Below are 13,538 nucleotides of genomic sequence, written 5' to 3' on the forward strand. Positions count from 1 at the left end.
CCATCGCATGACCGCCGATTCCGTTCCCGAGGCCCTCGATCCCGACGGGCACCTCCATGTCTTCGCCTACGGCTCCCTCATCTGGAAGCCGGGCTTCCCGCACGTGTCGGCGCATCCGGCGCTGCTGCGGGGCTACCACCGGCGCTTCTGCATCTGGTCGCACAGCTACCGCGGCACGCCGGAGGCGCCGGGTCTGGTCCTCGGGCTGGACAGGGGCGGGGCCTGCCGGGGGGTCGTGTTCCGCGTGGCCCCGGACCGCGCGGCGGAGGTCCTGGCCTATCTCGACGAGCGGGAGATGTCGGGCGGCGTCTATCACCGCCGCCTGCTCCCCGTGCGGCTGCTGGACACGGGGGAAGCGCGGCGGGCCGTCGCCTTCGTCGCGGACCGGCGGGCCGGGCAGTATTGCGCGGATCTGGCGCCCGATGCCGCCGCGGCGGTCATCGCCCGCGGTGCCGGGGTGATGGGCGCGAACCGGGACTACCTCCTGAACACCGTCTCGCACCTCCGGGAACTCGGCGTGCGGGATGCGGGGCTGGAGCGGATCGCGGCGCTCCTCGCCGCTTCATCCCCGGATTCATCCACAGGATCGGCCGGTCCGGCGGGTGAATCGTCCGAGGTTTCCACAGGATATCCACAGGAGGGGCCTGCGGGCCCCCGGTCGGGATTCAAGTCATTGATCGGCAACACGGATTTTTACCCACAGGCTGGTGAGCCGGTGGAAAAACCCTGATTCGTTAGAGGCTTGGGCGGGACTCTTCGGGCGCCCTGGGAGCCGGCTCCGCCGCCCTTTCCACCGCCTTGTCCACAGGGGCCGGGATGGCCTCCGCGACCGCCGCCTGGGCGCGGTGGAGGAGTTCCGCGCGGGGCAGGTCGGGCGACAGGGGCGGCAGGATCGCGACGGTGATGGTGCCCGGACGCTTGCGGAAGGCGCGGCGGCCCCAGAACCGGCCGGAATCCGTGGCGACGGGGATCAGTGGCAGTCCGGTCGCCGAGACGATCGCGGCGACGCCCGGCTGCCAGGGGCGGCGTTCCCCGAACTCGGTCCGCGTGCCCTCGGGGAAGATGACGATCTGCCGGCCCGCGGCGGCCGCGGCCTTCGCGGCGCGGACGAGGTCGCGCAGCGCGGCGCCGCCAGCGGCGCGGTCCACGAAAATGGAGCCGACGTGCTTCGCCATCGCGCTCCAGATGGGGATGCGCAGCAGCTCGACCTTCATGACGTAGACGGTGCGGGGGAGGACGGCGTTCCAGATCACCGTGTCGAAGGCCGACTGGTGCTGCGCCGCGAGCAGCGCGGGGCCCGAGGGCGGCAGGTTCTCGAGGCCGGTCATCCGCCAGCGGACGCCGCAGATCACCCGCAGCAGCCACAGGGTCAGCCGCGACCAGCCCCGGATGTAGGTGAGGAGCGTCTCGGGCCGCGCGAGCAGGAGCGGCAGGCCCACCAGGAGCGTCGCCGGCGTCAGGGTGAAGATCAGGACGTTGAACAGGGCGGATCGCAGCAGCGTCAGGGGGAAGGCTCCGGGTTGGGTGGTCCCGCCGATCCGTCCTGGGCGGCCTGCGGAGCGGGGCGGAGGGCGGCCGGCGCCTCCACCCCGCGCGGGCGGTCCACGAGGGCGGAGAGGCCGAGCGCCGCGCCCACGAGCTTCCCGTATTCCCGCAGCAGCGGCGTCGGGCGGGGCAGGTAGGGCGGGACGGGGTGGGGTTGGAAGGCGGCGTCCGGCAGGGCCCGGCGCAGTTCCAGCAGCGCGCGGGGCATGTGGAAGCCGGCGGTAACGATGGTGATCTGGCGCAGGCCGGTGTCGCGGGCCCAGGCCGCGACCTCCCGCGCGTTGCCGCGGGTGCTTGTGGCGGTGTGGCCGAGGGTGATGCGGGCGCCGGTCGCGCCCAGGTCGGCCGGGACGACCGCGTGCCCGACTCCGGAGATGAGGAGGCGGGCATCGGGACGTTCGGCGAGCAGGGCGAGGCCGCGCTCCACCCGCTCCGGCCCGCCGGTGAGGACGGCGATGCCGGGCCCGGGCGGGGCGGGCGGTCCGGGCTCCGCGACGCGGATCGCGAAGAGGAGGAGGCCGAGACCCGTCGCGAGCGCGGCGGCGGCGCCGACGGCCGCGCCCAGGCCGAGGGCCCGGCGCAGCACCTTCGGGAGGTCACCGCGAACAAGGGCGGCGAGAGGCTTTCTCGTGGGGGATGCGCCGCCCGGCGGGGCGGCGGACGGGCGGCGCGCGGCGCGTGGCCCCGGGTCTTCGGGCGCGGTCACGGCAGGCGCCGCAGCCAGCGGCGGACCGTCGCCTGCGCCGTCGCCCAGCCGATCGCCGCCGCCGCGGCGGGCGGCAGGGCGAGGAGGGGCGCCCAGGGCAGGTCGCGCAGCGCCGCGCCGGTGGTGGCGGCATCGGGGTCCGCCCCCGTGAAGGGCGCGGCGATGCCGGCCAGGGCGGCGAGGGCGGGGACGGCGAGGACCGCCCCGAGCAGCGCGCCGGACCCCGCCAGCAGCCCCACGCGCCGCGCGAAGCGGCCGGCGATGTCGCGATCCGTGGCGCCGAGGTCATGCAGCACTGCCAGCGCGTCCCGCCGCGCCGCGAGGCCGGAGCGGGTCGCGACCGCGACGACCGCGACCGCGACCGCCGCGACGAGGGCGAGGACCGCGATCGCGACCCCCTGCACCGAGCGCGCAAGCGCCGCGAGGCGCGCGACCCAGAGGCCGTGCGCCTCGAGTTCCGCGCCCGGCACCGCCTCGCCGAGGCGGGCGGCGAGGTCGTCCAGCGGCGGGGCAGCGGCGCGCAGGCGCAGTTCGATCACGCCGGGCAGGGCGATGCCCGGCGCGTCGCCGAGCCAGGGGCGGAGGAGTTCGGCGACGCGGGCGGCGTCCACCGGCGTGGCGGCGGCGACGGCGGGGTCGTCGCGGAGGAGGGCAAGGCTTGCGGCCAAGCGCGCCGGGGAGGGGTCGGGGACCTGCACCGTCACGGCCGCGGCGGCGCCGGCCTGCCAGCGGTCGGCGAGTGCGGCCGCGCCGCCCGCCCCGGTCAGGGCGAGGGCAGCGAGAAGCGCCATCGCGGCGACCAGGCCGGGCAGCAGCCGGTCCGAGAGGGCGCGGCGCAGGCCGAGCGGGTCGCGGGAGAGGCGTCGTGCCACCGTCAGGCCTCCGCCTCGCCCCGCGCGGTGGGGTCGCGGGTGGTCCAGATGTCACGCGGGCGCTGGTGGGGCGGCGGCGCAGGGATGGGGGCCGGCGGTTCCGCCGGCGCCGGCTCGGGCCCGCTGGTCCAGGGCCAGGGGATATGGGCGACGATGCGGCCGGCGTCGATCGCCATGACCTCCCCGGGATGCGCGGCCATCAGGTCCTGCGCGTGGGTCGCGACGACGACGGTGGTGCCGAGGCGGTTCATCTCGGCGAGCAGCGCCAGGACGCGGCGCGCCTGGTCGGGGTCCAGGTTGCCCGTGGGTTCGTCGGCGACGAGCAGGGCGGGGCGGGTGACGACGGCGCGGGCCAGGGCCACGCGCTGCTGCTCCCCGCCCGAGAGTTGGGGGGGAGTGCGCCCGCCTTCTCCGACAGCCCGACCCAGCGGAGGATCTCGGTCACGTCCGGTCGCAGCGATGACTCGGTCCGGCCCGCGAGGCGCAGCGGCAGGGCCACGTTGTCGAAGGCGGTGAGGTAGGGGAGGAGGCGAAATTCCTGGAACACCGCCCCGATCCGCCGGCGCAGCGCCGGCAGCGCGCCGCGGGGCGCGCGGGCGACGGGCGTCCCGAGGACCTCGACCTCGCCCGAGGTCGGGCGCAGCGCCAGTTGCATCAGCCGGAGGAGCGAGGTCTTCCCCGCGCCCGACGGACCGGTGAGCCAGGTGAAGGAGCCCTGCGGGAGGGTGAAGGAGAGGTCGCGCAGCGTCTCCGCGCCGGAATCGCCGCGGAGCGGGTTTGGGTATCGCAGCGAGACGCGGGAAAACCGCACCATACCGCGCGGTGTGCCATGGCGGGCGGGCGGGGGGTAGGCCGGGGCCGGGTGTTGCTCTCGGTGGCCCTGGAAGGCGCTGCCTCCCTCCGGACCTCCATCCGCCAGGGGGCTCGGCCCCTGACCCCACTCCGCCGACGCCCGCGGCTGAGGGGTGGGTCCGGGAGGAGGGCAACGCCTTCCTCCCGGGACAGCCTGCGCAGCACCCGAGCGGGTGTCAGCCCACCCGTGCCGGGGCCAGGGCCAGGAGGGCCATCCGGACCCGTTCCCCGCCGGACAGGCGCGGCCTGATACGCGGCGCCGCAAAGCCGCGGGCGGCGAGGCGCGCGAGGAGACGGCGGTAGCCCCACATCATCACGATGGCCGGGCGCAGTTTCGACGGTCCAGCGTGGCGAGGGTCCGGTCGGCCTCGGCGAAGCCGTCCTCGGCGCGGCGGAGAAGCGTGGTGCAGGCCGTTGCAAGCGCAGGGCGGCGGAGGAGGTCGGCGGCGGGCGCGTCTTCGCCGAGGAGCGAGAGGGGGACGTAGACGCGGTCGCGTTCCGCATCCTCGTCCAGGTCGCGGAGGACGTTCACCAGCTGGAAGGTGCGGCCAAGGGCGAGACCGAACTCGTGCGCCTCCGGCGCGCCGAAGATGCGGACGGCGAGCGCGCCGACGGAGCCGGCCACGCGGCGGCAATAGAGGTCGAGGCCGCCATCATCCGCGATGCGGACGCGGGGGGTGGAGTCCGTCTCCATTCCCGCGATCATCGCCTCCAGTTCCTCGCGCGGCAGGGCGAAGCGGTCCGCGGCGATCGCGAGTTCGCGGGAGAGGGCACAGTCCGGGGCATCGAGTTTGGCGCGCCATGCGGCGAGGAAACGGCGTTTCTCCGCAACGGGCATCGCGCCGTCGGCGATGTCGTCTACCGCGCGGCAGAAGGCGTAGACGGCATAGAGGGCGCGGCGCCGGTCGCCCTTCAGCACGGCCATGCCGCGGGCAAAGGAGGAACCGGCGCGCGTGACGCGGGCGCGGACGACGGCGTCGTCGGACAGGCCGCGGCGCGGGGATTCGAGCAGCGCGGCGGCGAATTCGGTCTTCGTCAGCGCGACGCGGCCGGCCATCGGGTCTGCGGCGCGGAGACGCGCCAGCAACCGCCAGGCGCAGCCCAGCGTGACGGCGGATTGCAGGGCGAGACGCGTGGAGGAGAGCACGCGCGGCAGCCGTGCGGCGCGTTCCAGCAACGCCTCGGTGCGGTCGAGCATCGCGTCCAGCAGCGGGCGACGCGCGGCGGGGTCGGTGAAGACGGCGCCTTCGCCGCCCGCCTCCGTCATCCAGGATTCGGGGATGTAGATGCGGCCGATCTCGTCGCGGTCCACGCCCATGTCCTGGACGTGGTTGAGGATCTGGAGCGCGGTGCAGAGGGCGTCGGCTTCGGCATGGCCCTGCGCCTCGCCGTGGGCCCGCAGCAGGAAGCGGCCGACGGGCTCGGCGGAGTAGCGGCAGTAATCCTCCAGCGCGGCCCAGTCGGCGCAGCGCTGGTTCACGGAGTCGCGGCGGAAGGCGGTGAGCATCGCCCGCGCCTCCGGCATGTCGTCGGGAATGCCGGCATCCACGACGTCCAGGCGCCGTAGTTTTTCCTCGGGCGTCAGGTCGGGGCTGTCGGCGATGTCGTCGGCGGTGCGGACGATGCGGTAGAAGGCCAGGACCTGCGCGCGCACGGCGGGTGCCAGGAACAGCGAGGCGACGGGGAAATTCTCGCTGTCCGGGCCGCGCGTGGCGGGCAGCGCGACGGCAGCCGTTCCCTCAGGCACGCTCGTGTCAAGCACCGGGCGCCGCTCCGTAGGCACGCCCCTTCCAGCCCGCGGGGCGGCCGAGCAGGCCGCGGATCATCGCGGTCCACTGGATCGCCAGCGCCATGAGGACGATCGCGGGATGCAGCGGGATGGTCCAGGCGGGTTCCCGTGCGCGGACCGTTATGGCGGCACGCATGATGTAGGTGAGCGTCAGGGCAAGCGCGGCCTGCGCGGAGGGCAGCAGCAGCCAGGGCAGCACGTGGCCGCCGAACAGCAGGACGGTCCAGATCGGCAGGCCGATGGGGGTCGCCATGCCTTCCCGCGCGTTCTTCAGGAAGCCGCGCCAGGCCTCGCCGAAGGACTTGTACATGCGGCAGGTCGCGAGCTCCGCGCCATCCACGATTTCCGTTTGGTGCCCCGCGGCGCGGAGGTTGCGGGCGAGGCAGAGGCCGTCGTGCAGCTTGTCGCGGAACGTCGCGTGGCCGCCCACGGCGTCGTAGGCGCCGCGCTCGACGAGGATCAGTTGTCCGCACGCCGCGGCGAGCGCCTTGTGCCGCGTGAAGGCGCGGCCTGCGCCGGGCAGGTAGCCCATCATCATCAGGTTGATCGCGGGCACGGTCAGCGCCTCACCGATCGTCTCGATGTCCTGGCGGGGGACTCCGCTGACGAGCGCGATGCCGGTGCGCGCGGCATGGCCGGCCATGCGCGCGGCGGCATCCCGCTGCAGGCGGACATCGGCGTCGATGAAGAGCAGGTGCGTCCCGCGCGCGGCATCGGCGAGGCGCTGGCAGGCATGGACCTTTCCCGTCCAGCCGAGCGGCAGCGCCGGCGCGCGTTCCAGCCGCAGGCGCGGGTCGGCGGCGGCGCGGGCCGCGACGATCTCCGCCGTGCCGTCGCGGGATCCGTCATCCATGACGACGACCTCGATCGCGACGCCGGTGCTGGCCAGCGCCGCGTCGAGGCAGGTGCCGATGTTCTCCGCCTCGTCCCGCGCGGGGATGAGGATGGACACCAGCGTGTCCGTCGCGGCTACGCCCTTCGCGTGCGGCAGGAGCAGCAGGTTCAGCGCCGTCATCCCCGCCGGGATGGCCGCGAGTTCCAGCGCGATGGGACGAGATCCGGCATCATGGCGTGGACGGGGGCGTCGCGTGCCGCGGGTCGAAGCGCCGGCCGCGGATGGCGGCGAGGGTCCGGCGCCAGGCCTCGTAGATGCCACCCATGCCCTCGGCGCCCTCCGCGACGACGGTGAAGCGGGCGGGGTCGCGGGTCATCGCCTCCTCCGCCAGCCGGTCCATCGTGGCGGTGAGCGCAGCGCGGATCGCCTCCTCCCGCGCCTCGCGGTCCAGCGCGTTGAGGTCGGCGGCATGCAGCGGCTCCCCGAAGGCCGCGAGCATGTCGGGGCGGCGTTCGGTCCAGAAGACGTAGTCCAGCGCGAGCGGGACGACGACCGCATCGGGCGCCATCTCCGTCAGGCGCGTCACGCCGGGGGCGAGGAAGACGGGGCGGTCGCGCACGTCCTGGAAGCGGCCCGGCGCGTTCATCCAGAGCATCGCGCGGGGCGCGGCCAGCACTTCCTTCGCCGTGCGGAGGAAGGCGACGGCGCCGCGCGGCCCCGGCTCGATCCCGAAGCAGCCGATGCGGCGCATGAAGCGGTACTTGCCGAGGGCTGCGGCATCCATGGGGATGTAGATCTCGCGGCGGGGAAAGAGCCGTGCGGAGAGCAGCATGAAGGCGACGCCGTCCCACCAGGACGGGTGATTCGCGAGTACGATCAGCGGGGTCCCCGCCGGCGGATCCTGCGGCAATCCCCAGGGCGGGATGCGCAGCGCGCCCATGTGCCGCCCGAAGAAGCGCGAGAACACCACGTGGAAGAACCCGTAGTGGCGCGCGCTGCGGAGCGCGACGGGGGAGGCGGGCGCCGCGTCCGCCACGCCCGTTACTCCGCCGCTTGGGGAATGGGGGGAGCAGCCGGTCCCGCGTGCCGGCCACCCGCGCCGCATCGGACATGCCGCGCCCGCCGAGGTCGCGGTCCAGCGCGTCGGCCGCGATCCAGCCGGACATCATGACCATCGGCATGCCGGGCCCCGGATGCGCCGCGCCGCCGGCGAGGTAGAGGCCGCGCACCTCCTTCGACCGGTTGCCCGGCTTGAAGGCGCCGGTGAACCGGCCGTGCGAGGCGAGGCCGTAGATCGCGCCTTCAAGCACCTTGTAGCGCTCGTGGATATCCTGCGGCGTCAGGGCCTGCTCCACGACGATGCGGTCCTCGATATCCTCCATCCCCGCGGTGCGCTTGAGCTTGTCGAGGATGGTCTGCCGGTACTGCGGCAGCATCGTCGACCAGTCCTGTCCCGGTCGCAGGTGCGGCGTGTGCACCAGCACGTAGAGCGCCTCCCCACCCTCCGGCGCCACGGTCGAATCCGTCGCGGAGGGCGCGGCGAGGTAGGCCGTGGGATCGGGCGCGGGAACGCCGCGCTTGTAGATAGCGTCGAATTCCTCCTCCGCGTCGCGGGAGAAGACGAAGCAGTGATGCGCCAGGTGGTCGTAGCGGCGGTTGAGTCCGAGGTAGAGGACGACGCCGGAGCAGGCGGGCTGGAAGCCCTTGCGTTCCACCTTCCGCGCCGGCTTGCCGCCGACCAGTTCCTTGTAGGTGCGGACGGCGTCCATGTTGGAGATGACGGCGTCGAAGGCGATCGTCTCCCCGTTCGCGACGACGCCGGCCACGCGCTGCCCGCCCGCGTCCTGGCGCAGGTCGAGGCCGGTGATTTCCGTGCCGGGGCGCAGGTCGGCGCCGAGGTTGGCGGCGAGGTTCGCCAACCCCTCCGCGACGGCGCGCGTGCCGCCGACGGGATACCAGATCCCCTCATGCGCCTGCATGTCCCCGATGCCCGCGATCACCGCGGGGGCAAGGTAGGGCGAGGACCCCACGTACTGGGTGTAGTGGTCCAGCATCTGCGCGAGCCGCGCATCCGGCACGTGCCCGCGGATGACCTGCGCCACCGTCTGGCCCATGCGCAGCGCCATCACGTCCCGCAGCGTGTCGGGATTCAGATTGGCGCGGAAGTCGAGCGTGTCGGAGATGCCCTCGACCGGGCGCCAGAAGAAGAAGCCCTCGCTGATGCGGTGCAGGTTCTCGGACACGGCCTGGAAGCGCTTGTAGCCTTCCCCCATACCCTTGCCCGAGGCGAAGGCGTCCATGTCGCGCGCCATCGCCTGCACGTCCTCGCGCAGGTCGATGCGCGTGCCGTCCTCGAAGAAGCAGCGCCATTGCGGGTCCAGGCGGATCAGCGGCAGGTCCTGCTGCAGCGTCCGGCCCGCTTCCGCGAAGATGCGGCGAAGCACGCGGGGCACGGTCAGGATCGTCGGGCCCATGTCGAAGCGGAAGCCCTGGTTCGATCCGGGGCGGGTGGGGTCGGGCAGGTTCAGGACCGCCGCCTTGCCGCCGAGCCAGGGGTTCTTGTCGAACAGCGTGACCTCGTGCCCGCGGGCCTGCGCCACGCAGGCGGCTGCGAGGCCGCCCAATCCGCCGCCGATGACTGCGATCTTCGCCATGGGGTAATCCTAGATGCGGGTCGCGCTAGATTCGAGTGGGCACGGGCGCGAGGCCGAGGTCGCGGAGGAGGAGGCCGGCGCTGATCCGCGCCCCCTCATAGATGACCGGCAGGCCGGAGCCGGGATGCGTCCCGCCGCCGACGAGGTACAGCCCCTCGGTGCCGTTGAAGCGGTTGCCCGGCCGGAAGAACAGCATCTGCCGCAGGTCGTGCGCCAGGTTGAAGGTCGCGCCGAAGCCGATCGCGAACTCGTCGCGCCAGTCGCGGGGCGTCACGATCTTCTCGTAGCGGATACGGTCCTCGATGTCGGTGATGCCGAGGGTGCGGATGCGGTCGAGCGCCGTGCGGCGATAGGCCGCCGTGTCGGCCTCCGACCATTCCTGCCCGTGCAGCATGTTCGGCACGGGTACGAGGACGTAGAGCGCGGAATGCCCCGGCGGCGCCATGCTCGGGTCGGACGCCGCGGCGTGCTGGACGTAGAGGGAGGGGATTTCGGGCACGATCCCCGCCTCGATGTCCCGGATGTTCTTCTGGTACTCCTGGCTCAGCAGGATCGAGTGGTGGGCGAGGCCGGGGAAGGTCCCCTCCACGCCGAGGTAGAGCATGAAGGTCGAGCAGGAATAGCGCGCCTTCGCGATCCGCCCATCATTCCATCGGGCGCGCACGGATTCGGGTACCAGCTGCGGCATAGCGTGGGCGAAGTCGGCGTTCATGACCACGGCGTCCGCCGCGATGTGCCGCCCGCCCGCGACGACGCCCGTCGCGCGCTTGCCGTCGAAGACCACTCGTTCGACCGGCGTGCCCAGCCGGATGTCGGCGCCCACCTGCTCCGCCACGCGCGCCATCGCCTCGCTCACCCGGCCGATGCCGCCGCGCACGTGGAACACGCCGTGCTCGTATTCGAGGAAGGAGAGGATGGTGAAGAGGGAGGGGCACCGGAACGGGCTCATCCCGAGGTACTTCGTCTGGAAGGAGAAGGCGAGGCGCGTCCGGGGGTCGCGGAAGTGCCGGCGCAGGTCGCCGTCCACCGACTTGCCGGGCCGCATCAGCGGCAGGGCCCGCAGCATGTCCGCCGCCATGACGTCGGTCGCGCGGGTGAAGGCGCGCTCCAGCACGGGGCGGAAGGCCGTGAGCTTCCGGCGGTTCTCCTCCATGAAGGGCCGGACCCCCGCCGCGTCGCGCGGGTCGAGGCGGGCGACCTGCTCCTCCATCCGCGCCAGGTCGGGGGTGGCGTCGAGCGTGGTGTTGCTCCCCTTCCCCTCGAAGATCAGCCGGTACTGCGGGTCGAGGCGCATCATCTCGACCTCCCGCTCCAGCTCCGCGCCGCATTCGCGGAAGATCTCCGACAGGATGCGGGGATAGAGGAAGAAGGTCGGCCCGAGGTCGAAGCGGTAGCCGCCAGGCGCCGCGATCGTCCGGGTGCGGCCGCCGACCACGGGGTCACGCTCCAGCACCGTAACTCTCAGGCCGCGGGCGGAGAGGAGCATGGCCGCCGCCAGCCCTCCGGGGCCGGCCCCGATCACCACGGCATGGGGCCGGTCCGGGCGGTACGCAGGCTGGGGAAGCGCATTCATCGGGCGGGGGAAGGCTCCGAACGGCGGGGCAGGGGTGAGGTGACCAGGGTGGACGTGTCTCTGCCAAGGTTTGTTCACGAAGGACAGGTGCAAGGGCAAGACGCGGCGGCCCTGTTTCGGGTATGAAGTTCCCCCCCTCGTCCACCGAATTCGACCGGACGTCCCAGGAATGCTGCAGACCGTTGCCGACCTGACCTACGACCTCGTCCAGAACTGGGGAGGTTACGCCCCGCACGCGGTCTGCCTGCTCCAGGACCCCGCGATCATCGCGACGACGGTGCTCGCGAACCTCGGCGTGGCCCTGGCCTATTTCGCCATCCCCTTCGCCCTCTGGCGCTTCCTGCGGCACGCGGAGGCCCTGCCCTTCCGCTCCGTCGGGGTCATGTTCGTCATCTTCATCCTGGCCTGCGGGACGTCCCACATCACGAAGGTGATGACCCTCTTCGTCGGGGGTTGGGCCTATTGGCTGGACGCCGGTGTCTGTATCGTCACGATGATCGCCTCCCTCGGCACGGCGATCGGGCTGGTGCGGCATGGGCGCCGAATCGCGGCGCTTGCCGGGCGGTTGCTGATGCAGCCCGCATGACGCGGCCTTGATTCGCGACTACGCGTTCTGGGTCGGCGGGATCTCCGCGGCGGCGGGCCTCGCGACCTTCGCCCTGCTTCGGATCTGGGACCGTCAGGTCGGGCGGGAGGAGCGGGAGGCGCGGCGCCTCGCCGAGGAACGGGAAGCCGCGGCACGCCGGGCCGCGCTGGAAGAGGCCGCCGCCGCCCAGCGGAACCGTGCCCTCGCCGAAGCCTGGGCCATCGTCCTGTGGCGGGTTGCGCCCGACGGGGGCTCCGCGACGCCCAGGGCTGGTCCGCCTTCACCGGCCAGCCGATGGAGAAGGCCCTCGACCGCGGTTGGTACGCCATGGTGCACCCGGAGGACCTGCCGCAACTCCGTGACGTCTGGTCCCTCGCACTCGAGGAAGCGGCGCCGGTGGACGTGGAGCACCGGGTCCGCACGGCGGGCGGCTCCTGGCGCTGGTGCCGCGCCCGCGGCGTGCCGGTGCCCCCGGTGGACCCCGCCGCGGCGGACCAGCGCCCCGAATGGGTCGGCGTGCTGGAGGACGTGGACGACCGCCGGCGCGCCGAGGAACGCCGCCTTCTGATCGCGCGGGAGGTGGACCACCGCGCGAAGAACGTGCTGGCCGTCGTGAACACGATCCTGCACCTGACCCGGGCGGACGACCCGAAGGACTACACGCGGGCCGTAGTGGACCGGGTCGCCGCCCTGGCCCGCGCGCACGACCTGCTGGCCGAGGGCGGGTGGCAGGGCGCGGACCTGCGCGCGGTCGTCGAGCGGGAGTTCGCGGCCTTCCCCCGGGGAGCCCTGATTGCGGAGGGTGAGGCGTTGCCGCTCTCCGCGCTGGCCGTGCAGCCGATCGGGATGGTGCTGCACGAGCTCGCGACGAATGCGGCCAAGGCCGGCGCCCTGTCCCGCCCGGAGGGGCGCGTCCGCCTGGCCTGGCGGGCCGAGGCCGGCACGCTGCGGCTGCGCTGGGCGGAGGAGGCGGGGCCCGCGATCAGCGGCCCCCCGCCGCGGCAGGGCTTCGGCGTGCGCATGGTGGACAGCACCATCCGGCGCCAACTGGGCGGCAGCATCGCCCGGCACTGGGAAGCCTCCGGGCTGGTCGTGGAGATCGGGCTGCCGGCCGATCGCGTCCTCTCGGCCGAGGCCATCCCGTCGCCGGATCGGGACCGGTCGGCGGCGTGACGCCGGCCGGGCGGGGACGGCATCGGCCGGGGTTCGGGGCGGGCCGTATCGGCTGGAACGGCAGGGGGCCAGCATGGGCCGGGCATCCGCGGGTCCGCGGCGGGCCGGGACCGGGGGAGGAAGCGGCGTGACCGATCACGGAAGGCGGGTGGTCCTCGTGACCGGAGCGGCGTCCGGAATCGGCGCGGCGTGCTGCCGGCGCCTGGCGGGGCCGGGCATCGCGATCCTCGTCCACACGCGGAAGAACGAGGACGGGGCCGGACGGGTCGCCGAGGCGGTGCGGGCCGCCGGCGGCGAGGCGGTGGTGATGCTCGGCGACATGGCCGACCCCGCCCTGCCAGCGGCCCTCGTCGCGCAGGCTGCGGCGCGGTTCGGCGGGCTGGACGTCGTCGTCGCCAATGCCGGCTTCGCGGACAAGACGCCCACGCGCGACCTGGACGACCCGCGGATGGCCGCCTCGCTCGATCCGATCCTGTGGGGGTTCCTGCGGCTGGCGCGGGCGGCGCTGCCGGCCCTGCGGGGGCGACCGGCGCCGCGGATCGTCGCGGTTTCCTCCTTCGTCGCGCACGTGTTCCGGACGGACGTCGCGACCTTCCCCGCCAGCGCCGCGGCCAAGGCCGGGGTCGAGGCGCTGGTGCGCGCCCTCTCGATCGAGGCCGCGCCGGATGGGATCACGGTGAACGCGGTCGCGCCGGGCTTCACCCGGAAGGACCCGGGCACCCACGCCGCCTACTCCGCCGCGCAGTGGGAAGCGGTGGTGGCGCGCATCCCGCTCGGCCGCCTCGGGCTGCCGGAGGACGTGGCGGAGGCCGTGGCCTACCTCGCCTCGCCGGCCGCGGGGTACGTCACGGGGCAGGTGCTGCACGTGAACGGCGGGCTGGGCTGAGGGTGGGCGGCGTTGGCTGTCCTGGGTGGAGGGCGTTGCCCTCCTCCGGGGCCACCGGGAGCAACGC

General features: G+C 73.8%; 14 protein-coding genes and 1 pseudogene. 4 read left to right on the top strand and 11 right to left on the bottom strand.

The window, feature by feature from the left end; genetic code table 11:
- Positions 1–7: 7 nt before the first annotated feature.
- Positions 8–730 (top strand): gamma-glutamylcyclotransferase, encoded by a 723-nt coding sequence (locus ACE7GA_RS09620; RefSeq protein ID WP_376098851.1) that lies wholly within the window; start codon positions 8–10, stop codon positions 728–730.
- Between the two features lie 4 nt (positions 731–734).
- Here the strand turns inward: ACE7GA_RS09620 and ACE7GA_RS09625 are convergent, their stop codons facing one another.
- From ACE7GA_RS09625 to ACE7GA_RS09675, 11 genes and pseudogenes are all read right to left on the bottom strand, one after another.
- Positions 735–1,439, bottom strand: a complete 705-nt coding sequence (locus tag ACE7GA_RS09625) for a lysophospholipid acyltransferase family protein (protein ID WP_376098853.1) — start codon at positions 1,437–1,439, stop codon at positions 735–737.
- 62 nt (positions 1,440–1,501) lie between these two features.
- Positions 1,502–2,131 carry a YdcF family protein gene (locus ACE7GA_RS09630; protein WP_376098855.1) on the bottom strand — a complete coding sequence of 210 codons (630 nt, stop codon included), beginning with the start codon at positions 2,129–2,131 and terminating at the stop codon, positions 1,502–1,504.
- A 116-nt stretch (positions 2,132–2,247) separates the two neighbouring features.
- The gene (locus tag ACE7GA_RS09635; protein ID WP_376098857.1) at positions 2,248–3,123 is read right to left on the bottom strand and encodes an FtsX-like permease family protein; all 876 of its coding nucleotides are present in this window, start codon (positions 3,121–3,123) and stop codon (positions 2,248–2,250) included.
- Between the two features lie 2 nt (positions 3,124–3,125).
- Complete coding sequence (locus tag ACE7GA_RS09640; RefSeq protein ID WP_376098859.1) at positions 3,126–3,485, bottom strand: hypothetical protein; 360 nt, start codon at positions 3,483–3,485, stop codon at positions 3,126–3,128.
- Positions 3,371–3,937, bottom strand: coding sequence for a cell division ATP-binding protein FtsE (locus ACE7GA_RS09645; RefSeq protein ID WP_376098861.1), 567 nt, complete (start codon positions 3,935–3,937; stop codon positions 3,371–3,373). Before ACE7GA_RS09645 ends, ACE7GA_RS09640 begins: the two co-directional genes overlap by 115 nt.
- Before the next feature lie 214 nt (positions 3,938–4,151).
- Complete coding sequence (locus ACE7GA_RS09650; protein ID WP_376098863.1) at positions 4,152–4,286, bottom strand: hypothetical protein; 135 nt, start codon at positions 4,284–4,286, stop codon at positions 4,152–4,154.
- Between the two features lie 2 nt (positions 4,287–4,288).
- Positions 4,289–5,737, bottom strand: coding sequence for a squalene/phytoene synthase family protein (locus tag ACE7GA_RS09655; RefSeq protein WP_376098865.1), 1,449 nt, complete (start codon positions 5,735–5,737; stop codon positions 4,289–4,291).
- Positions 5,730–6,779 carry a glycosyltransferase gene (locus ACE7GA_RS09660; RefSeq protein ID WP_376098867.1) on the bottom strand — a complete coding sequence of 350 codons (1,050 nt, stop codon included), beginning with the start codon at positions 6,777–6,779 and terminating at the stop codon, positions 5,730–5,732. Before ACE7GA_RS09660 ends, ACE7GA_RS09655 begins: the two co-directional genes overlap by 8 nt.
- 49 nt (positions 6,780–6,828) lie before the next feature.
- On the bottom strand, positions 6,829–7,635 hold the full coding sequence (locus tag ACE7GA_RS09665) for a lysophospholipid acyltransferase family protein (protein ID WP_376098869.1): 807 nt from the start codon (positions 7,633–7,635) through the stop codon (positions 6,829–6,831).
- Positions 7,636–7,780: 145 nt separating this feature from the next.
- Positions 7,781–9,253, bottom strand: a pseudogene (locus ACE7GA_RS09670) (phytoene desaturase family protein); the annotation flags it as partial.
- Between the two features lie 25 nt (positions 9,254–9,278).
- Positions 9,279–10,826: a phytoene desaturase family protein gene (locus ACE7GA_RS09675; protein ID WP_376098871.1), complete on the bottom strand. Its 1,548-nt coding sequence runs from the start codon at positions 10,824–10,826 to the stop codon at positions 9,279–9,281.
- 169 nt (positions 10,827–10,995) lie between these two features.
- On the opposite strand from ACE7GA_RS09675, the gene ACE7GA_RS09680 reads away from it, so the two are divergent.
- The 3 genes from ACE7GA_RS09680 to ACE7GA_RS09690 all read left to right on the top strand — a co-directional run bounded on the left by ACE7GA_RS09680 (position 10,996) and on the right by ACE7GA_RS09690 (position 13,471).
- Positions 10,996–11,412 carry a hypothetical protein gene (locus ACE7GA_RS09680; RefSeq protein WP_376098873.1) on the top strand — a complete coding sequence of 139 codons (417 nt, stop codon included), beginning with the start codon at positions 10,996–10,998 and terminating at the stop codon, positions 11,410–11,412.
- A gap of 228 nt (positions 11,413–11,640) precedes the next feature.
- On the top strand, positions 11,641–12,585 hold the full coding sequence (locus ACE7GA_RS09685; RefSeq protein ID WP_376098875.1) for an HWE histidine kinase domain-containing protein: 945 nt from the start codon (positions 11,641–11,643) through the stop codon (positions 12,583–12,585).
- 127 nt (positions 12,586–12,712) lie between these two features.
- Complete coding sequence (locus ACE7GA_RS09690; RefSeq protein WP_376098877.1) at positions 12,713–13,471, top strand: SDR family NAD(P)-dependent oxidoreductase; 759 nt, start codon at positions 12,713–12,715, stop codon at positions 13,469–13,471.
- Positions 13,472–13,538: the final 67 nt, after the last annotated feature.

Origin of the sequence: Roseomonas sp. CCTCC AB2023176 (genome assembly GCF_042259275.1) — a bacterium.
Taxonomy (GTDB): Bacteria; Pseudomonadota; Alphaproteobacteria; order Acetobacterales; family Acetobacteraceae; genus Roseomonas.